17 protein-coding genes and 1 pseudogene are annotated in these 20757 nt (G+C 62.2%); 8 read left to right on the top strand and 10 right to left on the bottom strand.

Annotated elements, in window-relative coordinates:
- The first annotated feature begins 227 nt into the window (after positions 1-227).
- From LQG66_RS28530 to LQG66_RS28515, 4 genes are all read left to right on the top strand, one after another.
- A complete protein-coding gene (locus LQG66_RS28530) occupies positions 228-2078 on the top strand; it encodes an ABC transporter ATP-binding protein/permease (RefSeq protein ID WP_231319178.1) in 1851 nt (616 codons plus the stop codon).
- Between the two features lie 158 nt (positions 2079-2236).
- Positions 2237-2401, top strand: coding sequence for a DUF3309 family protein (locus LQG66_RS28525; RefSeq protein ID WP_080584230.1), 165 nt, complete (start codon positions 2237-2239; stop codon positions 2399-2401).
- Positions 2402-2509: 108 nt separating this feature from the next.
- Positions 2510-3214, top strand: a complete 705-nt coding sequence (locus tag LQG66_RS28520) for an exopolysaccharide biosynthesis protein (protein ID WP_231319177.1) — start codon at positions 2510-2512, stop codon at positions 3212-3214.
- Between the two features lie 215 nt (positions 3215-3429).
- A complete protein-coding gene (locus LQG66_RS28515; protein ID WP_231319176.1) occupies positions 3430-4209 on the top strand; it encodes a sensor histidine kinase in 780 nt (259 codons plus the stop codon).
- Positions 4210-4767: 558 nt separating this feature from the next.
- On the opposite strand, the gene LQG66_RS28510 is transcribed toward LQG66_RS28515, so the two are convergent.
- The 7 genes from LQG66_RS28510 to LQG66_RS28480 all read right to left on the bottom strand — a co-directional run bounded on the left by LQG66_RS28510 (position 4768) and on the right by LQG66_RS28480 (position 12696).
- Complete coding sequence (locus LQG66_RS28510; protein WP_231319175.1) at positions 4768-5463, bottom strand: ABC transporter ATP-binding protein; 696 nt, start codon at positions 5461-5463, stop codon at positions 4768-4770.
- Positions 5463-6212 carry an ABC transporter ATP-binding protein gene (locus LQG66_RS28505; protein WP_231319174.1) on the bottom strand — a complete coding sequence of 250 codons (750 nt, stop codon included), beginning with the start codon at positions 6210-6212 and terminating at the stop codon, positions 5463-5465. The genes LQG66_RS28510 and LQG66_RS28505 overlap by 1 nt, the downstream gene beginning before the upstream one ends.
- Complete coding sequence (locus LQG66_RS28500) at positions 6209-7507, bottom strand: branched-chain amino acid ABC transporter permease (protein WP_231319173.1); 1299 nt, start codon at positions 7505-7507, stop codon at positions 6209-6211. Before LQG66_RS28500 ends, LQG66_RS28505 begins: the two co-directional genes overlap by 4 nt.
- A complete protein-coding gene (locus tag LQG66_RS28495) occupies positions 7504-8451 on the bottom strand; it encodes a branched-chain amino acid ABC transporter permease (RefSeq protein WP_231319172.1) in 948 nt (315 codons plus the stop codon). The genes LQG66_RS28500 and LQG66_RS28495 overlap by 4 nt, the downstream gene beginning before the upstream one ends.
- A 112-nt stretch (positions 8452-8563) precedes the next feature.
- Positions 8564-9796, bottom strand: coding sequence for a branched-chain amino acid ABC transporter substrate-binding protein (locus LQG66_RS28490; protein ID WP_231319171.1), 1233 nt, complete (start codon positions 9794-9796; stop codon positions 8564-8566).
- 261 nt (positions 9797-10057) lie between these two features.
- Positions 10058-11338, bottom strand: a complete 1281-nt coding sequence (locus LQG66_RS28485) for a serine hydrolase domain-containing protein (protein ID WP_231319170.1) — start codon at positions 11336-11338, stop codon at positions 10058-10060.
- Positions 11339-11469: 131 nt separating this feature from the next.
- On the bottom strand, positions 11470-12696 hold the full coding sequence (locus LQG66_RS28480) for an ABC transporter substrate-binding protein (protein WP_231319169.1): 1227 nt from the start codon (positions 12694-12696) through the stop codon (positions 11470-11472).
- 318 nt (positions 12697-13014) lie between these two features.
- Between LQG66_RS28480 and LQG66_RS28475 the strand changes: the two genes are divergently transcribed.
- The 3 genes from LQG66_RS28475 (at position 13015) to LQG66_RS28465 (ending at position 16598) form a co-directional block, all read left to right on the top strand.
- Positions 13015-13707, top strand: coding sequence for a TetR/AcrR family transcriptional regulator (locus tag LQG66_RS28475; protein WP_231319168.1), 693 nt, complete (start codon positions 13015-13017; stop codon positions 13705-13707).
- Positions 13708-13822: 115 nt separating this feature from the next.
- Positions 13823-15877 carry an acetoacetate--CoA ligase gene (locus LQG66_RS28470; RefSeq protein ID WP_231319167.1) on the top strand — a complete coding sequence of 685 codons (2055 nt, stop codon included), beginning with the start codon at positions 13823-13825 and terminating at the stop codon, positions 15875-15877.
- Positions 15878-16355: 478 nt separating this feature from the next.
- Entirely contained in the window at positions 16356-16598 is a 243-nt protein-coding gene (locus LQG66_RS28465; protein WP_231319166.1) for a hypothetical protein, read from the top strand.
- Between the two features lie 417 nt (positions 16599-17015).
- Here LQG66_RS28465 and LQG66_RS28460 read toward each other — a convergent pair whose 3' ends face one another.
- From LQG66_RS28460 to LQG66_RS28450, 3 genes are all read right to left on the bottom strand, one after another.
- Positions 17016-17228 (bottom strand): hypothetical protein, encoded by a 213-nt coding sequence (locus tag LQG66_RS28460; protein WP_231319165.1) that lies wholly within the window; start codon positions 17226-17228, stop codon positions 17016-17018.
- Positions 17229-17357: 129 nt separating this feature from the next.
- Complete coding sequence (locus LQG66_RS28455) at positions 17358-18584, bottom strand: MFS transporter (protein ID WP_231319164.1); 1227 nt, start codon at positions 18582-18584, stop codon at positions 17358-17360.
- A gap of 883 nt (positions 18585-19467) precedes the next feature.
- Positions 19468-19905, bottom strand: a complete 438-nt coding sequence (locus LQG66_RS28450) for a hypothetical protein (RefSeq protein ID WP_231319163.1) — start codon at positions 19903-19905, stop codon at positions 19468-19470.
- 471 nt (positions 19906-20376) lie between these two features.
- Here LQG66_RS28450 and LQG66_RS28445 point away from each other — a divergent pair.
- Positions 20377-20613: pseudogene (locus LQG66_RS28445) on the top strand (hypothetical protein).
- Positions 20614-20757 lie beyond the last annotated feature (144 nt).

The raw sequence follows: 20757 nt of genomic DNA, 5'->3' as shown, positions 1-20757 counted from the left end.
CATTGTCATGATAGCATAATGAACATGCTGCCGTGGCAAATCGTTGCGGCGGTCAAAATGCAGCTTTCCCGGGTCTGCTTGCCAATCCGGTGAACCGGCGGACGAAAAAGGGGTGGGCCGGGCGTATGAAGGCGGACGTTGCATCACCTGCTGCTCCTCAAGCCAATCCCCAGCGGGAGGAGACAATTTCGAAGCTGCCGCCGGCTGCACAGCCTTTGATACCGATCATGCCGGACGTGGTGGCCAGGCCCCCTCTCGCGGACGCACGCGTCAAAGCTACGCCAATCCACGGTTTCAATCTTGCCCGGGACCTGAACCTGTTCGCGCGCGTGCTTCGGCAGGCCGAAGGCGGACGATGGGTGATGGCGATCTTCGCTACCTCGACTGTCGTCACCATTGCCAATATGTTTGGCCAGGTCCAACTGAACGATTGGAACGGCCGGTTCTTCGATGCCGTCGGCCGCAAGGACCTGTCGGGCTTCGTCCAGGATCTCCGGACGTTCGTTGTCATCGTCGCCGTTCTGTTGGCACTCACGGTCGCAAACACCTTTCTCCAGGAGCGCCTGAAGTTTCGACTGCGCGAATGGATCACCCGTCATCTCCTGGCCGAGTGGCTCAAGCCATTGCGCGTCTATCAGCTCAGCTTTGCCGGCGAATTTGGTCACAATCCGGACCAACGCATCCAGGAGGACACGCGCCTTTTGGGTGACTACACCGCCGACCTCGGCTGCGGAATCGTCTATTCCTTGCTTCAGCTCATAGCTTTCGTCGGCATGCTGTGGACTCTATCGGCGCAAGTCACGTTCCAGGTCGCGGGCTACGACATCGCCATCCCCGGTTACATGGTCTGGTGTGCGCTCGCTTATGCCCTGACCGGGTCCTGTCTGACCTGGATCGTGGGGCGGCCGCTGATCGCGCTGAACGGCGAGCGATATGCGCGTGAGGCGGAATTCCGCTTCGCACTCGTTCGGGTCAATGAATCCGGCGAGAGCATCGCACTGCATGGCGGGGAGACGGACGAACGACGGCATCTCGAGGCCGCGCTCGCGGCCGTCGTGGACACGATGCGACGGATATCATCCTCGCTTGCTCACCTGACCTGGATCACATCGGGCATCGGCTGGCTGTCGCTGGTCGTTCCGATTCTGGTGGCCGCACCGGCCTATTTCGGCGGCAACCTGACGCTGGGCGGCCTGATCATGGTGGCGGGCGCGTTCACCCAAGTCCAATTGGCGCTGCGATGGTTCGTCGATAATTTTTCACGGCTCGCCGACTGGCGTGCGGCTGTCCACCGGGTCGCGCGCTTTCGTGAGGCGCTCGACAATCTCCCTGCGATCGAACAAGGCGCAGAGGAAATCAAACGCGCGCTGCACCCGGAAGGACATCTTGCTTTCGAGGGCGTGCGCATCTTCTTGCCGGACGGACATATCGTTATCGATGAGGCGACGGTCAGCATCACCCCAGGCGAGCGGGTACTGATTGTCGGCGACACCGGACGAGGAAAATCGACGCTGTTCCGCGCCGTGGCGGGCCTCTGGCCGTGGGGTTCCGGGATCATCCTCACGCCCGCACCCGGGGCCATGGCGTTCCTGCCGCAGCGCCCTTATCTGCCGCTGGGTACACTACGAAACGCCTTGAGCTATCCGAGCCCGCCCGACGCTTTCCTCGATGCCGATGTGCGACAAGCCCTGAAGCGGTGCGATCTCGGCGATCTCATTCCCAGGCTCGACAAGACCGAGCGCTGGGACAAGGAGCTTTCGCTCGGCGAACAGGAGCGCCTCGCTTTTGCACGACTGCTGCTGCACAAACCGGGATGGGTCTTTCTCGACGAAGCGACAGCTGCGCTCGACGAGGACAGCCAGCGCCGCGTCATGGGCCTGTTCGATGATGAGCTGAAGCAGACCACCGTGTTGAGCATCGGTCACCGGCCGGATCTCGCCGTCTATCATACCCGAACGCTTCAGCTCGTTCACGGACGTGACGGTGACCGCCTCAAACTCAAACCGCCCCCCGCGCCACCTCCGCCTCGGCGCTGGCTGCAACGGCTCGACGACTGGCTGCTGACGATCCGATCATGACGCGGTTGCCGTTTCGAGCACCCACATCCTTGACTTGAGTCAACAAAACTCGGCCATCTTCGCTGCAAGATGAGTTCCTCATTGGGAACTTGCCTGGGATCGCCTCGGGCTATTCCAGACAATGACCTCGCGGCAAAAACGCAAAGGGAGAGAGTGCAATGTCAATTTGGACCATCATTCTGATTATTCTAGTGATCGCGCTGCTGGGCGGCTTCAGCGGGATCGGTGGCGGTCCGTTTTACGGGACTGGCTACTACGGCGGTGGTGGTCTTGGCTTGGTGATCGTCATTCTGCTGATCTTGCTCCTGCTTGGCAAACTTTGACCAAGCGCCAGCCGGCGAGCAACTGATGAGCCGGCTTGAAATGCCGCTCATTCCATGGGGCGCGCTTTGAGATTGCCTCTGGCGCGTCTGCACGCGCAGAGGCGCTCATTGATTCACTCCATTGCTGTCGGCCCTGACGTCGAGGAAGAGAGGAGACCCAACCTGAAGCTGACGCTCCCCGCCGACGCAACAGCGTTTGTCCCCGCCTCGGTCCTGCTGCAACGACTGCACGACGAGGCGCCGAAGGATCACTTTACCCTGGGCTGGCTGATGAGCCGCATGCACAAGCGCTCCTTCGGCCTCATCATGCTGCTGCTCGCTGTGGTCGCTATTGCCCCCGGCGTCTCGATCGTCGCGGGCCTGCTACTCATGATTCCCGCATTCCAGATGATCCTGGGCCAGGACATGCCGGTGTTCCCGCGCCGCATCGCCGCTCGTCCATTGCCGACGCAGCACCTTGCCGCGCTGGTGCAGCGGGCTGTGCCCACGCTGAAGTATCTTGAGAAACTCATTCATCCGCGCTGGCCGACCCCGTTCGATGCGACCAAGCGCCTCGTCGGCGCCGTCGTCGTGCTGCTGAACATCACCCTGCTCTTCACACCGGTCCCCCTGAGCAACGTCGTCCCCGCCCTCGTGATCGCGCTGATCTCGCTGGCTTATCTCGAGGAGGACGGGCTGCTGCTTTCGATAGCGCTACTGGCGAGCGTCGTTGTGCTGGCGGTGGAGCTGACGGCAGTCTGGGAGACCATCCTCGGCGCGAAATGGATCTTCGGCCTGTGGTACTGGCTCGGCCACGCGCAAGCGCCGCGATGAAATGGCGGGCATATCGTCGCGGATCTGCTTCCTGGGAAATCAGCCGCTCGAACTTCAATCGAAATTGCGCTCGAGCCGCGACCATTTTTCGAATCACGAAAACATAATGTCGGATACCGGACGTAGTTGATTTGGGTCAATCTGGCTTTCTTTTTGCGGCTCTAGTTTCACGCTGTAGTTGAGTGACGCAAGAGCCTCTCACAGAGACTGACATCATGATCGACGAACGTTCGTCAGGCGGTTCCGACCTCCCTCCGGGCGTGATCTTTCGGACCCCCGATCAAGATCTGCCCGCTGCGGAGCTGACGGATTACCGGCTCAGAGAGCTTCAATTGCGAAAAACGCTTGCGAAGAGCGAGGCGCTGCTTCTTCAAAAGGACGAACTGATCCGCAGACAAGAACTATTGAAAGAGGAATCCAATCATCGGTTGTTGAACGATCTCCAGATGACCATCAGCCTTCTTTCACTGCAAAGTAGGACTTCAGCAAATCCGGAAGCGGCCTCACAATTGGCCGCGGCGGCCAATCGCGTTTCCATGATTGCGCGAATCCACCGTCGTCTTACTTCCTCCAAAGCTGCGCGAACAATAGCCTTCAAGAAATTCCTTGAAGACTTCTGTCTCGATTTCTCGGCGATGTCGTCCTCGGACGATTCACCGGCGAAGATCAGCGTCGAAGGCAGTGAAATCGATTTGCCGGCCACTACCGCCATTCCGCTCGGCTTCATCGCCAGCGAATTGGTCACGAACGCGGCAAAGTACGGCAAAGGCCGGATCGCTGTCAGGCTGGAGCCGGATCCGAAACATGGCTACGCGCTTTCGGTTGCCAACGGTGGCCCGGCGTTGCCCGAGGGGTTCGACCCCAGCGCAAGCAAAGGACTCGGCATGAAAATCATTCGATCCTTCACCAGCCAGATTGGCGGTGAGTTGCAGATCAGCCGTGGCGCCGACGGACAGGGCGCCCGGTTTGCCGTACTGTTTCCTGCGCTGAAGTGAGCACGCGATCAGCCCGCGTTCGGCATCATTGGGAAAAACGCCACGTCGACCGCACCGGACGCGCGATAGCTTCTCTCAAGGACGGATGAATGCACGATAGAACCGAGCGTTCGTCGGACCCGCGCCTCCACAGTCCATCGCGGATGCAACTGGCCTTGCGCCGACCCGAGCAGGACAGCACCAGATCGGGCCTCTGAACCAACGACCCTCTTCGATTGATGCCCGCGCGCCGATGATCAGTGGATAGCGGCGTACATGATCTTTTCCTCGGTCGCCTCCAGCGCGGAAAACTCTTCCACGAGCCTGCCTTGAAACCAGGATCCGATCCGACAAGAGCCCGTACGACCGCGGAGGAGCCTACGGCTTCATGACCCCCATGGTCTTGATGTGCGCCCCCAAAGAACAACGGGGCCTCATCGCACTTCAGTACGGCGTCCCAACGGAAATTCGGCATAGTCCGTCGGATCTGCGCAGACGCTAGACTGTCCCGTCTGCGGAGCGGCTCACAAGGGCACCGCCAAGTTCAGACGTACACTCACCGCACGGCAACCTCAATCGTCAGACCTCGAGCCACTCTTGCCGTACCGCGGCATTCGCCTTGAGCTGATCCGGCGTGCCCTCGAACACCACGCGACCGTGCCCCATGATGTAGACACGTTTCGAGATCCGCATCGCGATCGACAGCTTCTGCTCGACGAGCAGAATTGCGACGCCGGCTTGCGAGATGCGTGCGATGAGATCCCCCACTTGCTGCACGATCAGCGGCGCGAGACCTTCCGTCGGCTCATCAATCATGATGAGGTCGGGATCGCCCATCAGCGTGCGGCAGGTCGTGAGCATCTGCTTCTCGCCTCCGGAAAGCACGCCTGCGGGCGTATCGGCACGCGCGGCGAGATTGGGAAACATATCGAGCATGTCCTGAAGCCGCCACTTGCCCGGACGACGCGTATCCTTGATCCCGAGCAGGAGATTTTGCCGGACGGTCAAGCTCGGAAAAATGTCGCGATGCTCGGGAACGTAGCCGAGGCCGAGGCGCGCGATCTGGTAACTGGGGAGACCCGCAATGTCCTTGCCCTTGAAGCGGATGGTGCCCTGCGGATGGACTTCCCCCATGATCGCCTTGACCGTCGTGGAACGGCCGACGCCATTGCGGCCCAGCAGACTCACGACTTCGCCGGCGGCGACATCGAGATCGACGCCCTGAAGAATGTGGCTCTTGCCGTAGTAGGCGTGAAGATTCCTGACCTCAAGCATCAGTGCGCTTCCTGGCCGAGATAGGCTTCTTTCACCTTGGGATCCCGCCGGATCTCCTCAGGCGTACCAGACGCAATGATGCGTCCGTAGACCAGCACCGAGATGCGATCCGCCAGGCCGAACACGACGCTCATATCGTGCTCGACGATGACGAGCGTTCTGCCCTCGGTCAGCCGCCGGATCAGGGACACCGCGCGCTCGGTCTCGGCGTGGCTCATCCCTGCGGTCGGCTCGTCGAGCATGATGACCGTGGCGCCGCTCGCGATGGTGATGCCGATCTCCAGCTCGCGCTGCTCGGCATAGGTCAACAGGCCCGCCGGAACGTCGCGTCGGTGGGTCAGATGGATATCCTCGAGAATATGCGCGGTGCGCTCGCGCACCTCGGGCAGGCTGTCCACGTTCTTCCAGAACGCGTAGCGGTGCCCGGTCGCCCACAGCACCGCACAACGAACATTCTCCCATACGGTCATGCGGGCGAACACGTTGGTGACCTGGAACGAGCGCGACAGGCCACGCCGGTTGATCTCGAACGGTTGCAGGCCGGAGATCACGTTCCCGTTCAACCTCACCTCGCCCGAGGTCGGCCTGATATGGCCGCTGATCAGGTTGAACGTGGTGGACTTGCCGGCGCCATTCGGGCCGATGATGGCATGTCGCTCGCCTTGCGCAACACTGAGGTTGAGGTCGTGGATGATACCGATATTGCCAAAGCGCTTTTCGACGGCGCGGACTTCGATGGCTGCGGTCATGCCTGATCCTCCCGCTCACGCGCGGCACTGGCGGCGCGATCCCACGCCTGGGCGATGCGCTGCCAGGTCAGTCGCGCGACGACGAAGCCGCCGGAAAGGAGAACCGCAGCGGTGATCCACGTCGCCGGCGATGTCGGATTGAAGGCGATGCCAAACAGGTTGATGGGGTTGCTCTCCCCCCCGGGATAGCGCGCGATCGTCTCGATGGTCAGGATGACGCCGCAGACGAGCGCCGCGGTCGGCACGATTGCGACGAGATAGGACGGAAGCACGGACCACAATGTTCCAGCGCGCGCCAGCGGCCTGTGCATCATCAGGATTCCGGCGATGCCGCCGGGCGCGAACATCACGATGCCGATGAAGATGATGCCGAAATAGAGCTGCCACACGCTGGTGACGTTGGTCAGTCCGAGCTGCAGATACGTCACCAGGGCCGCGCCGAGGATCGGTCCGAAGAAGTAGGCGGTGCCACCGATGAAGGTCGCGAACAGCACGAGGCCGGACTGTATCGCCCCCAGATAGGCAGAGTTTGCAATCTCGAAACTGATCGCCGCCAGTCCGCCGGCGATGCCGGCGAAGAACCCGGCAAAGCAAAACGCGAGGTAGCGGACGACGTGGGGATCATAGCCGATGAACTGCACGCGCTCAGGGTTGTCGCGGACGGCGTTGCTGATCCGTCCGAGCGGAGTCCGGGTCAGCGCGTACATCGCGATGGCTGAGATCACCAGCCAGAATGCGATCAGATAGTAGACTTGGAGCTGCGGCCCGAACGTCCAGCCGAACATGCGCGGCAATGCGGTGCGGTCCGTGGTGATGCCGGCTTCGCCGCCGAATACCGAGCGCAGGATCAGCGACGATGATGCCACCAGCTCGCCGATACCAAGCGAGATCATCGCGAACACCGTGCCGGCGCGCTTGGTCATGACCCACCCGATGATGATCGCGAAAGCGAGGCCACCGAGGCCGCCGAACAGCGGGATGAACGGGAGCGGAATCGGCAAACTGTGAGAGACGACCGCATTCATCATATGGCACGCGGCGAAGCCGCCGAGGCCGTATTGAACGGCGTGACCGAACGACAGCAGCCCGGTCTGGCCCAGCAGGATGTTGTACGAGAGCGCGAACACGATCGCGATCCCGATCAGGCTGAAGGTCGTCAGCGAGCCGCCCGACGGAAACAGCAGCGGCAGCACGATCAGGACGATGACGCCGATCAGCCAGACGGCGTAGAAGCGCAGGTGCTCGCCCGCGGGCTTCGCCGAGACGCTCGGCGTCGAACTCGTTGCTGCGGTCATGACTCGCGCGTCCCCATCAGGCCGACGGGGCGCACGATCAGAACGACGACCAGCAGCAGATAAGGAATGATCGGTGCGACCTGGGCGACCGAGACGTTCCAGATGTCGCCGAGCACCGATGGTCCCGCCGCCGGATCGAGCGGACCGAACGCGCTCGCCAGCGAGCCGTTGATCGCGACCGCAAAGGTCTGCACCAGCCCGATGACCAGCGAGGCGATGAAGGCCCCAGGCAGGGAGCCGAGGCCGCCGAATACGATGACCACGAACAGGATGGGCCCGAGCGACGCCGCCATGTCGGACTGCGTCACCAAGGCGGGGCCGGCAATCACGCCGGCAAGGCCCGCCAGCGCGCTGCCGACGCCGAACACGGCCATGAACACCCGCCCGACATTGTGACCGAGATGCCCCACCATATGGGGATGGGTCAACGCCGCCTGCACGATGAGGCCGACCCGGGTGCGCCTGAGCACGATCAGCAGCACCACGAAAATCACGATCGACACGGCCAGCATGAAGATCTTGTAGGCTGGATAATTGGTCGAAAACACGGTGAAGGCCGGAAAGTCGAGCAACGCCGGCACGCGATAGTCGACCGGGCTCCGGCCCCAGATCATCGACACGATCTCCTCGATCGCAAATGCAAGTCCGAAGGTCAGCAGCAGTTCGGCAACATGGCCGTGTCGATGCGTATTGCGCAGGCCATAGCGCTCGACGGCCATTCCGATGGCGCCCACCAGGAGCGGCGCGAGCACCAGCGCCGGCCAGAAGCCGATCCACTTCGTCAGCTGAAAGCCGAAGAAGGCGCCGAGCATATAGAAGCTCGCATGGGCGAAGTTGAGCACGCCCATCATCGAGAAGATGACTGTCAGACCGCTCGACAACAGGAACAGCAGCATGCCGAACAGCACACCGTTCAGGGTCGATATGACAATGAGATCAAGCACAGCACACTCGTGAATCGGTGGTCTCAAGACCCGCGGCGCCGTCCAGGCCGTCAAGACGCCCGGACGCCGCCTTGCCGCGGCCAACGCGCCGCGGCAAGGCGGCGTGGACGATTTACGGCCGTGCCATCTTGCAGGTCGTGGAAACCATGGCCTGCGGCGTATCGACCCTGGAAACCAGATGCCAGCCCCAACCGGTGTTCTCCTCGTCGAACGGTTCGTTCGCGGCGAGCTTGCCGAAAGACGAAATGTAGATCGGCTGGAAGAACTGATGGTCATCCTTGCGCATGAGGCCTGTGCCGCCATCGAGGACGTCGAATTTCAGATCCTCGAGTGCGGCGGCAACCTTCACCGGGTCGATGGAGTTGGCCTTTTCGGCGGCAATCTTGAACATGCGCATCTCGTTCACCGCACGCGGATACCAGAGCGACATGTTCGCCTTGGCACGGAAGGCCTTCTCGTAATCCATCGCGGCCTGATGGCCTGTGTTGGCAAAGCCCTCGGTCAGCTGGAAAACCTGGTGATCGAGACCGGTCTGCTTGATCGCGGTCGGGCCGCCGGCGCCGCCAGCGTAGTAGGTATACCAATTGACCTTCAGGCCGGCGTCCGCGGCGGCCTTGAGCAGCAGCGCGATATCCTGGCCCCAATTGCCGGTGATGACACTGTCGGCGCCGGATGCCTTGATCTTGGCGATATAGGGCGAGAAATCCGTGATCTTCAGCAGCGGGTGCAGCTCGTCACCGACGATCTCGACGTCGGGCCGCTTGGCTGCCAGCATCTTGCGCGCATCGCTCCGCACCGACTGGCCAAACGAGTAATCCTGATTGATCAGGTACACCTTCTTGATCGAAGCGATGTCCTTGAGGTAGTTGGTCAACGCCTCCATCTTGATTTCCGAGCTGGCGTCCCAGCGGAAATGCCAGTAGCTGCACTTCTCGTTGGTCATGCTCGGATCGACCGCGGCATAGTTGAAGTAGAGCACTTCCTTGCCGGGGTTGCGCGTGTTGTTCTTGTTGACGAAATCCTCCAGGGCCAGACCGACGGACGATCCATTGCCTTGCGTGATGAAGCGAACGCCGGCGTCGATCGCCTTCTGCGCCTGCACCAGGGTTTCCTGTGGATTGGTCTTGTTGTCGAACGGCACGATCTCGACCTTGTGGCCGAGGATGCCGCCCTTGGCATTGAGCTCGTCGGCCAGATACTGGAACGTCTTCAGGCCGCCCTCGCCGATGCTGGCTCCGCCTCCGGACAGCGGATCGATATATCCGATCTTGACGGTGTCCTCGGCCGCCGCAACCTGACCGAACATCGGGACGATCAGGGCGATGGCTAGAGTTAACTTGCGCATATTGGTTTCCTCACTGGCTGTCGACTTCGGTCGATCGTTGGACGCGCATGCTGGCGCATTTGAAGAAGCACTGAGCAGAATAGAACCCGGATGACAAGATCAGCGTGGCATGAATGCAGCCGAAGCTGCCGCGAAATGTGAAACACATGGCCGGCCGCTGCCTATCAGTTTCACGAGGAGGAAAATGCGCGGGGAATCCACACACGTTCTCCCGCGCTGTCAAGCTGACACGACATCCGCCAATGGCAAGTCGCCGTCCGCTCATGCCTCGCCCTCTGCGCACGCGGCCCTGTGCCGCAGCGCCGCATAAGTTCCAGCTTGGTACATGGGCAGTGCGCGGCGGCCAGCGGCGCCGCGGCCGGTCGCGATTGTTGCTCCTGAACCTGCCGAAACCGGCACTTGATGCTGGATCAGGTAAATCATGATCACGTCGTTGACAGGGTCGGCCTGCCACCAGGTTCCAAAGATGCCCGGCCAGGTGATCGAGCCAGGGGCACCACAAGCATAAGGGTTGTCGACCGGATCCTCCGCTATCGAGAGACCGAGCCCGAAGCCGGATTTCTGCCAAAGCGGCATGCCGGCAAAGGGCACCCTGCGTTGTTCGTCGGTGAGCCGGTTCGTCCGCATCAGCCGGACGGTCTCGGGTCGAAGCAATCGGACGCCATCGAGGATGCCCTCTTCGAGCAGCATGCGCGCGAACCGATGATAGTCGGGGGCGGATGAGATCAGCCCGCCACCACCCGGCGTATAGGCCGGTGGCGCGTCATACATCTCAGGCTGGACCTTCGCGAGCCGTCCTGCCGCCTCGTCATATCTGTACAGGCTCGCGAGCCTGCTGCGCTTGTCGTGCGGAAGCCAGAAGTCGGTGTCGGTCATGCCGAGCGGCGTGAAGATCCGCTCCTGCAGGACCTGCCGGAACGGCTTGTCCTCGACCCGGCCGATCAGGAAGCCCAGCACGTCCGTCGAATGACCGTAATGGAACCGCTCCCCCGGCTGGTAGGCCAGCGGCAGCGTGCCGAGCGCGGCCAGCCACGCGTCCGGCGTTGACCGGTTCATCGCGGGGTCGCCAAGCGCCGCCTCATAGGCGCCCTTCAGCAGGCCTTCCGAGAAGAAGGCGTAGGCGAGCCCTGAGCGATGCGTGAGCAGATCCTCGATGGTGATCGCGCGCAGCGCGGGCACCGTGTCGTCGAGTGGCCCTGCGGCGTCGCGCAGCACGCTGACCTCGGCGAGCTCCGGAATCCAGCGCGAGATCGGGTCCTCCAGGGTCATCCTGCCTTGCTCGACCAGCATCAGCGCGGCCACCGAGGTGATCGGCTTGGTCATGGAGGCGATGCGGAACAGGGTGTCGGAGCGCATCGGCGTCGTTGTCTCGAGATCGCTCCAGCCGATCGCCTCGCTCTGAACGATCTCGCCACCCCGCGAAGTCAGCACCACGATCCCTGCGAGCTCACCGCGATCGACGAAGTCACGGAGAGCGAAGCCAACCATGGCCAGCTTGGCAGGATCGAATCCGCCGAGAGGGCGGAGAACATCACTCGTCATCAAAAGGGGCGCTCCGCCGGACAGAATGCGACATCGGGTACAGGCATGGGTTCAGGCCGCTCCAGAGAGGCGACGACGCCACGGCCCACCAGGCGCGAGCATGCGCTCGTCCCCGGCGCCGTGGCGCAGCGTCAGTCCGCCTTGAAGTCGTCCGTCAGAATCGGCCCGGACAGAACCCAGCGCTGCCCATCGAATTTCATCATCTGAAATTGCTTGTTGATGCGCCAATCATCAGGGCTCGTCGTAATCGACATCCCGGGCAGCCCCAGATCGGGAACGAAGCCCTTGATGTTGGTCGCCTGCTTCATGATGTTGGCACGCGTCAGCTCGTCGCCGCATTGCTTCAGGATGTGGACGAGCAACGCAGCCGTCGAGTAGCCATAGGTGGCGAAGCCGCTGTTGGCGTCCTCGCCGGGTGCGTATTTCGCCATGAAAGCCTTGTAGCGCTTCATGCCTTCGTCATTCGCCCATTGCGGATCGAGCGGGTCCTTGCCGTAGGCGACCGAGATGATGTCCTTGGCGTTCTCGACGCCTGCCGGGACAAGCACCTGCCCCACGGCCGACGCGTTGACCTCCAGGATGTGCACGGGCTTCCAGCCGAGCTCGGCGGCCTTCCTGATCGATTGCGCGGCGAATTTCGGCGTCGACATGTTGTAGAAGAGATCGGCGCCCGACGCTTTCAGCGTCACCATCTGGGAATCGACCGTCGGGTCGGAGAGCTCGTAGGACAGCTCCTTGACGATCATCGTGCCGGCCTTGGCGCCGAGGCCGTCCTTCAGGCCCTTGACGTAGTCCTTTCCGAGGTCGTCGTTCTGATAGAGGATGCCGATCTTCGCGTCCGGGTGGCTCTCCAGAATGTACTTTGCGTAGATGTGCGCTTCCGACTGGTAGTTGGGATTGGCGGAGATCGTCCACGGAAAGTTCTTCGGGTCGGTGAAGCGTGACGCTCCGCTTCCCGCCAGGAGCTGCGGGACACCCTTGCTGTTCAGATATTTATGGACCGCGGCGTTCGGCGGCGTCCCGATGATCTGGAACGTGGTGAGCACCTCATCGCTTTCGACCAGCCTGCGCACCTGCTCGACCGTCTTCGGCGGACTATAGGCGTCGTCGTACTGGATGAGGTTGATCTTGCGCCCGTTGACCCCGCCCTGCTCGTTGATCATGCGGATATAGGCGGCCTCCGCCTTGCCGATGGCGCCAAAGGCGGAAGCCGGCCCGCTCGATGGATTCGTCTGGCCGATCTTGATCTCGGTGTCGGTTGCGCCGGTGTCGTATTTCTTCTGCGCCAGCGCGGGTGTTGCAAGCGCGGCGCCGAGCATCAGCACGACGGCAGCGGCCGTCGACTTGAACGGTGTCATGTATCCTCCCATGAGCGGCTGATCTGGCGTCAGCCGTTTGCTGTTCGCCGCCCGCTTTTCATTGTGCCGCGTGCGAAACCCCACGGGGCGTGCACCGTGCGGGCATATCGTGGCGGCCTGCCAGGCTGCATGCGTCCAGGTCACGACTACCGCCGCGGCTGCATCCGGTCAAGTTCATTCATTTAGCACTAAATGAATTTGTTGGCGGAGCGCCTCCCTGCTTGACCCTGTGCCTCCCTTCCCCTCATCGTCGAACCCGAATGACGGGAGGAATGGCGCCCTCCGCCGTGACGCGCCGGATCAGGGAAGCAGGAGATCATGCCAGCAGGGCCGAAGCTCGAGGGGCGCCGCACCCGCGCCGAACAGCGCGCTACGACGGTGAAGCTGATCCTCGACACCAGCGAAGAGCTGTTTGCGCAGCTCGGCTATTTCGGGGTGACCATCAAGGATGTCGCCGACAAGATGGGCATCCATCCTGCGCTGATCCACTACTACTTCGAGGGCAAGAAGGCGCTGTTCGACGCGGTCTTCGAACGCCGTGTCGCGTATGCGGTGGCGGTGCGGACCGCCGAGCTGGACGCCTACGAAGCGAAGGTCGGGGACCGTCCGACCGTCGAAGGCGCGCTTCGCGCCTATTACGACGGCGCGTTCGAGGTCTACCTGAATGACGAGGACGGCTGGCGCCACTTCGGCCGGATCTTCGCGCAGGTGAACAACGCACCCGGCTATGGCGCCGAGATGATGGACACCTATTTCGATCCTCTCGTGCTGCGCCTCATCCGCCTCCTGCGGAAGGCGTTGCCCGACGCGAGCCCTGAGGATCTTTTCTGGAGCTTCCAGTTCACCTCCGGCGCCTATTCGCTGGTCCTGTCACGGACCGGCCGGATCGACCGGCTGTCCGACAATTTGTGCGCGTCCGACGATTTTGCAGCGGTTCGCGAGCGGTTCGTGACCTTCATGGCGGGCGGCTTCACCGCCCTCTACAAACGCCGGAAACGGAAGCTAAAATGAGTACGCCCAGGGACGCGGCATCCAACGCCCCGGAATGCCGCATGGCGACATCTCAGTGAACTTGTGCAGCGACGCACGTTGCCCTCGAGACGACACCACGCAGCCGGAACCGACCATGACACCTCCCCACGTCCCTCAGATCTCGCTCTATCGCAAATGGCTGAAGGACAACCGTGGTCTGCACTTCGAAGGCTTCGAGGACATGCGGCAATGGTCGGTTCGTGACCTCGACGGCTTCTGGCGCAGCATCTGGGACTACTATGACCTGCAATCGCCGACGCCGTTCTCAGCCGTGCTCGGCGAGCGCAGGATGCCGGGCGCCGTCTGGTTTCCGGGCGCTTCGGTCAACTATGCCCGGCAGGTGTTCCGACATGCCGAAGCGGCGCATGCGGCGGGCCTGCCTGCGATCGTCAGCGGCGACGAGAGCGGCAAGCTTGCGGAAACGACATGGCCGGAGCTGCGCAGGAAGGCCGCCGCTCTGGCCATCCACCTGCGGGATCAGGGCGTGCAGCCCGGGGACCGGGTCGCGGCGTATCTGCCCAACATTCCCGAGACCATCATCGCGTTTCTGGCTGCCGCGAGCATCGGAGCGACCTGGAGCGTTTGCGCCCCGGATATGGCGGCGCCCGCCGTCGTCGACCGGTTCAAGCAGATCGCGCCAAAGGTGCTGATCGCCTGCGACGCCGTCACTTACGCCGGGCGGCGGCATGACCGTCGCGGCGTCATCGATGAACTGCTGCGATCTCTGCCGACGGTCGAGCACTTCATCCTGCACTCAGACGGCAGCTGCGCCCAAACCGTCGCCAACGCCCTGCTTTCGGACGTCCTCGCCAGGACCGGAGGCGCAGTCAACGCGTTCGAGCCGGACTGGCTGCCCTTCGACCATCCGCTCTGGATCGTCTATTCGAGCGGCACCACCGGCTTGCCCAAACCCATCGTCCATGGCCATGGCGGAATCATCATCGTGGCGCTGCCACTGCTGGGGCTGCACAACGACGTCGGCTGTTCCTACCATCCGAATTCGTTCGGTGAGCGCTACCACTGGTACAGCTCGACGGGCTGGATCATGTGGAACAGCCAGGTCGGCGGTCTGTTGAGCGGCACCACGTGCTGCATCTTCGATGGCAGCCCGGCCGGTCCCAAGGATAGCCCGGACTGGACCACGCTGTGGCGCTTCGTGGCCAACTCGCAATCGACCTTCTTTGGCGCAGGCGCCGCGTTCTTCGCCAGTTGCGCGAAGGCGGAGATCGATCTGGCGGCCGCGGGCGATCTGTCGCGTCTTCGTTGCCTCGGCTCGACAGGATCGCCCCTCAGTGCCGATACGCAAGCCTGGTTCAACAGGCGATTTTCTGTGCTCTCGCGCAGCAACGGCAGCCAGCCCCAGTCGGACATGTGGTGGGCCAACATCTCGGGCGGCACGGATTTCGCCGGAGCCTTCATCGGCGGCAATCGAGAATTGCCGCAGACGCCGGGCGCGATGCAGTGCCGCCTTCTTGGCGCGGCCGTCGAAGCCTTCAACGACCGCGGCGAGGCCGTCATCGACGAAGTCGGTGAACTCGTCTGTACTGAGCCGATGCCGTCGATGCCGCTGTATTTCTGGAACGATCCCGACGGGGCGCGCTACCGCGCCAGCTATTTCGAGACCTTCCCGGACAACTTCGACGGCACTGGACGCGGCCCGGTCTGGCGCCACGGTGACTGGCTGAAGGTCCATCCGGACGGATCCTGCGTGATCTATGGCCGCAGTGACGCGACGATCAATCGCCATGGCCTACGGATGGGGACAAGCGAGCTGTACTCGGCGATCGAGGCCTTGCCCGAGGTGCTGGACTCGCTCGTCGTCGACCTCGAATATCTCGGCCGCGAAAGCTACATGCCGTTGTTCGTGGTGCTAGGTGACGGCGTAGCCCTTGATGCTGAGATGAAGGTGAAGATCAACAAGGCCGTGGAAGCTGGTTTGTCGCGCCGGTTTGTTCCTGATGACGTCTTTGCCGTTGCTGAGATACCGCGCACGCTCTCCGGCAAGAAGCAGGAGCTGCCGATCAAGAAGCTCCTGCTCGGTCAGCCCATCGATAAGGTTATCAATCGCGATGCGATGGCCAATCCCGGATGCCTGGACTGGTACATCGCGTTCGCCCAGAACCATTTGCAGCTGATATCCGGCAGTTGATGCCGAAGACGATCGTCTCCGCACGCTCCGCATCGACGCCTGTCCATTTGTCGTCACGACACGATTGTTGGCACAATGCGCGATGGGCCTATCAACTTCGTCGTGGGTGACAGCCGGCCGCAACATCCAGGGCACCACGCTTCGCCCGCCGCCGTCGTAGCGTGGGCTCAACGAGGTCTTCTTGAGCACTGACAGCTCCATCTCTCGGTCGTGCCGGGCGCAGACCCGACACCAAGTCTCGTCCTTCAATTGTCGATCAGCACTCACAGGGAGCCGAGCGAAATTTCGGAAAAATAAAAGCGCAATGCCTTTTGATCGCGCCCGCTGCGGAACACCGGATTGGAGCGACTCCGGCAGATCAGCTTTCGGCATCCGACAGTTCTCGAGGCTCCGTCGTTTCGCACCGCAGCGTTGCCAACCATATCAATTGAGCGCAAGCTCTCCCCAAACGTGTAAGTCGCACAAATGGGAGAGACGCATGAAGGAACCGGGCCTCGACGGCCGCCACCGGGACAAGGATGGCGAGATCAGCAAGAAGCACGGCAATACGCTGGTCGGGACGTTGCGCACGATTTACGGCAAGCCTTTCGCGGCCGGCTATCCAGATACGACGAAACTCAGCGATGTACTGCTTCAGCTCAACGAAACGTCGCTCAGCCAGTTGCGCAGGGATCACGGCACCGGGCATCTGGATCACAAGATCAAGCAGGCTTCGAAGTGATCGGCAATGCCGAAGCGCCGTCGCGAGCGAACCGGGCGCGACGGCTCATGTGCGCCGGCTGAAATATCGCGCGCGCAGGCTGAGGCGACATATCCCATCGCAATGTCCGGGACTTGAAAAAATGTCCGGGACTGGAGAAAGCCGGCACCCTGCACCCGGGTCGTTTGGCGACTAGAGCTCCGAATGGCAATGTTGGGCGAGTTCGCTCCCGTGACCGAAAGATAGACCTTGCAGCAACGACGTGCGTTTCCTCGTGGCAACACGCCGCGTACCGAACGTCTTGACCACACGCGCGGCAACCTCGCTTAGGCGGCGACGATCTGTCATAACCTCTTGTCATAACCTCGCTCCATGAAGCGCCAGGAGAGCCCCATGCACGGAGCTTTCCTGACGCTGAAATCAGACCGACCTTGAATCCTACTTGGACATGCTGCCAGCCTGGTTGGTGCCCGGGGCGACATTGCCCTGGCTCGACGGATTGGCACTGCCGCCGGACTTCATGTCGGTGCCGGTCGTCTGCGACGAGGTCGACGCATGATGCTTCTTATGATGCTTCGCTTCGGCAGCGAGCGGAACGACCGCGAGGCCTGCTGCAACGAGCGCGGCAATGGCGAGCTGTGTCTTCTTCATGAATCGATCTCCATCAGGTTGAACCTCACGCACGCCCAACCCGCGTGCATTACTGGAGTTCCAGGCCTGCGGATCAAGTATTCTTCAATGACGTGGAAGAGATCCCTTTCCGCTTCGATGCGATCGGTCTCAGGCCGATGCCTGCGCTGGCATGGGGGCCGCCGGCGTCCTGGGAAACGGCCTGAACGTCATGGCGATCACGAAGGCGCCGAGGCCCATCAGCCAGGAGCCGACATAGAGCCACGTGTAGCTCGCGAAGGCGTCGTAGATCAGGCCGCCGGCCAAGGGGCCTGTCGCCATGCCCAGGCTGCCGGCCATGGCCGTTCCGCCGATGACCGTGCCCATGATCGCTTGCGGAAAATTCTCCCGCGCGATCGCGGCATAAAGCGGCATGGTGCCGGCATAGATGAAGCCGAACAGCGCGGCGACGGAGTAGAATGCTGCAAGCTCGCGCACGAACACGTAGGCCAGCGCGCCGAACGCCTGCGCGAGCAGGCCGAGGACCAGCACGCGCTTGGCGCCGAAGCGGTCGCCGAGCAGACCAAAGACGATCCGGCCGAAGAGGCCTGCCAGGCCCTCGACGCTATAGATCGTCACGGCCGCCATCAGTGGGATCCCGCAAGAGACCGCGTAGCTCACGGTGTGGATGATCGGGCCCGAATGCGTAGCGCAGCAGAAGAAGTTGGTGGCGAGCAGGATCACGAATTGCGGCGAGCGCACCGCTGCGGACAACGTCATCTCGGCGGGCGCCGCGTCGTCTCTGGACAGGGCGGCGTCGCCGCGCTCGGGCGCCGGCGGGCGCCGCACCAGCAGCGACACCGGAATCATGATCGCCGCGACCACGGCGGCGATGCACTGCATCGAGGTCCGCCAGTCATAGGTCGAGACCAGCCAGGCCGCGAGCGGCGACATGGTCATCGGCGCCACGCCCATGCCGGCGGAGACCAGCGAGACGGCGAGGCTGCGATGGGTGTCGAACCATCCGGTCACCGTTGCCATCATCGGCGCGAAGATCGCGGCGGTCGCGCCGCCGACCATCAGGCCGAACAGCAGCTGGAAAGTGAGCAGCGAGGGCGAAAGGCTCGCCAGCGCCAGGCTGGCGGCGAGCAGGATCGAACCGGTCAGCACCACGGGACGCGGCCCGATCCGGTCGGACAGCGTGCCCCAGCCCATGCTCGTGAACGCCATGGCCAGGAAGCCGATCGTCATCGCACTGGACACCCCGGCCACCGACCAGCCGGTGTCGAGCGCGATGGGCTTGAGGAACACCGGCAACGAGAACATGCCGCCGACCGCGACGCAGCCCAACAGGCCTCCGGCGGCCACGATCACCCAACGATAGCGCGCTGTAGTCATCCTTCGTCTCCGTTCCCCATCGTCCGGCTGAAAGACGAACAGGACAAGGCCGAGACGACATGCGGCGATCGGCTTTTTTTTGCGCGGGTTGAGAGGCCGGTACGGCGGCGCCGCCCGCGGCGGCGCCATGCCGTCTCACCATCCCGATCCACGCCGACACGTCGTTCCGATCAAGACATCAGGTTCCAGCAACTGCTCTTACGTGGGCAGAGCCTCGCCGCCGTCTTCACAAGCGCAGGCCGCCGATTATCAAGTTTCGTCATTCAGATTGTCAAACAGCCGCGGCAAGACGTGTCAGGCACGCGCGCACGATCTCGCGGCTTGGTGAGCCCGAGGGATGCGTTGGTCACGCGCCCATCGAAACGCGAGAGGCGCAGGGAAGGCCGGACCTCGACTGAGGCCCGTGGCCCGCCTGCGAAAAAAATGCAGGCGGCAGGTACCACAGGTTCAGCCGGACGACCCGGCCCTCCCTGCGCGATAGTTTTACGGTGTCCTTCGTGCTCTCCTTGGGGACCGGGCTCTGTTGCCCCCATCACCCGCGCTGCTGCTATCGCATCAGCAGCGGGCTTGACCTCAGCATCGGGAGGCCGGGACCACACGACTTCGCCGTCCGTGACCGCATGCGCCCGTCCGGCACAGCAATCGACGTCCATCGCAGCCCACCTCCACGTATCGTGACGACGCGTACGCCCTCTGCATGAGGCGGGATGCGTGGAGTAGAGCATAAATTTCTGAAAATCAAAAGAGAAATATTTTTGCAGTGGGATCTTGAAAGAGAACAAGCGATTGGGATGGCGGGTGAAAACGAGGCTTGGACTGTCGGAGGAATGCACCGTCGATACGATTACACGCCGATGTAAGGTGCGACCGCGCAGCCAGATACTTAATATCGGACAAGCGCGGTGAACGCGGTTACGAAACCACAAAAGAAAACAAAGGTTGATGCCAGCCCACACAAGATAGACCAGTGCATATAAGAAACACTGGCGACTTTAGCTGGCTCGGCCTGCTCAACTCGAACATCTTCGTCCGGCATTGGGTTCAAGTTCGGATAAAGCTTAGCAAGGTAGCTTTCCAAATATGCGTACGAGTACATCAAGAACAGATACCCGCCCGAAAATAGGAAGATGCCGAGAGCAAATATAATTGCAGCCGGCTTTAGTAGATTAACAGTCTCCGCATGGCCTGACTGGATGCTGTTGAGCGCCGCGATCATACCAATCAGGCCGGCCGTATTTCCGGAGCCCACTACTTTTAGCCCATCGCTCATTCGATCGATGAACGAGTTTGCTCCGCCCATTATCTGATCGACCGTCCGCACCGACCAACCTCTAGTCTAAGAGGTGCTCGCAAGCGCTATCTGTACCCGAGGAAGGAGCCGCTCGCTCCTTATTGTCTCGGTCGCGCCCCCTTCCCACCCACCGCCGATGATGTAGATCCTCCATCACCTCCACCGGCAATCCCGCCTCCGCCACCTCCACCGCTGCCTTCGCAGATCAGCCCGCCGGTCTCCAACTGTCTGCACGCACCAACGGCGCCGCCACCTCCACCGTACAGTCCACTTCCTCCGTCACCTCCCGCGCCGAATGGGGACTGCGCTCCTTTTCCACCCATCGAATCAACAGCAGCAGGATGGGCTCGATAGAACCCGACAACTCCCAGCGGCGCGCAAATGGAGTTTCCGCATACGACAGCTCTCGTGATCTGACCGTTTCGCGGTGCAAAATTACCGTTCACATCAAACGGGCACAAGCTCGCCTCAAGCGCGCAAGTCGCTAGGGGGGAGAGATGCATGAAAGAGCCGGGCCTCGACGGCCGCCCTCGGCACAAGGATGGCGAGATCAGCAAGAAGCATGGCGATACGCTGCTGGTCGGCACGCTGCGCGCAATCTACGGAAAGTCTTTCGCCCCGAGACGACCAAACTCAGCGACGTGCTGCTTAAGCTCAACGAAACGTCGCTGAGCCAGTTGCGCCGAGATCACGGCAGCGGCCCATTTGGATCACAAGATCAAGCAGGCTTCGAAGTAACCGGGACAGCCGACGGGCCGTTGCTTTCATCCGCCAGAGCGGTGCGAGGAGTTCGACTTCGCAGTCGCTGGAAGCGAATAAGCGCTCCCAAGGTAGCACGACTCCCTGCCCGTTGCATCGGTTGGCATCGACCTGGGTCCGGTA

The sequence above is a fragment of the Bradyrhizobium ontarionense genome, assembly GCF_021088345.1.
GTDB classification, from domain to species: domain Bacteria; phylum Pseudomonadota; class Alphaproteobacteria; order Rhizobiales; family Xanthobacteraceae; genus Bradyrhizobium; species Bradyrhizobium ontarionense.
This window is presented reverse-complemented; position numbering and strand designations above follow the sequence as displayed.

Bases quoted from the DNA above. Each gene is read 5' to 3' on its own strand.
- LQG66_RS28530 (WP_231319178.1), top strand. From the start codon at position 228: ATGCCGGACGTGGTGGCCAGGCCCCCTCTCGCGGACGCACGCGTCAAA.
- LQG66_RS28525 (WP_080584230.1), top strand. From the start codon at position 2,237: ATGTCAATTTGGACCATCATTCTGATTATTCTAGTGATCGCGCTGCTG.
- LQG66_RS28515 (WP_231319176.1), top strand. From the start codon at position 3,430: ATGATCGACGAACGTTCGTCAGGCGGTTCCGACCTCCCTCCGGGCGTG.
- LQG66_RS28510 (WP_231319175.1), bottom strand. From the start codon at position 5,463: ATGCTTGAGGTCAGGAATCTTCACGCCTACTACGGCAAGAGCCACATT.
- LQG66_RS28505 (WP_231319174.1), bottom strand. From the start codon at position 6,212: ATGACCGCAGCCATCGAAGTCCGCGCCGTCGAAAAGCGCTTTGGCAAT.
- LQG66_RS28500 (WP_231319173.1), bottom strand. From the start codon at position 7,507: ATGACCGCAGCAACGAGTTCGACGCCGAGCGTCTCGGCGAAGCCCGCG.
- LQG66_RS28490 (WP_231319171.1), bottom strand. From the start codon at position 9,796: ATGCGCAAGTTAACTCTAGCCATCGCCCTGATCGTCCCGATGTTCGGT.
- LQG66_RS28485 (WP_231319170.1), bottom strand. From the start codon at position 11,338: ATGACGAGTGATGTTCTCCGCCCTCTCGGCGGATTCGATCCTGCCAAG.
- LQG66_RS28480 (WP_231319169.1), bottom strand. From the start codon at position 12,696: ATGACACCGTTCAAGTCGACGGCCGCTGCCGTCGTGCTGATGCTCGGC.
- LQG66_RS28475 (WP_231319168.1), top strand. From the start codon at position 13,015: ATGCCAGCAGGGCCGAAGCTCGAGGGGCGCCGCACCCGCGCCGAACAG.
- LQG66_RS28470 (WP_231319167.1), top strand. From the start codon at position 13,823: ATGACACCTCCCCACGTCCCTCAGATCTCGCTCTATCGCAAATGGCTG.
- LQG66_RS28465 (WP_231319166.1), top strand. From the start codon at position 16,356: ATGAAGGAACCGGGCCTCGACGGCCGCCACCGGGACAAGGATGGCGAG.
- LQG66_RS28460 (WP_231319165.1), bottom strand. From the start codon at position 17,228: ATGAAGAAGACACAGCTCGCCATTGCCGCGCTCGTTGCAGCAGGCCTC.
- LQG66_RS28455 (WP_231319164.1), bottom strand. From the start codon at position 18,584: ATGACTACAGCGCGCTATCGTTGGGTGATCGTGGCCGCCGGAGGCCTG.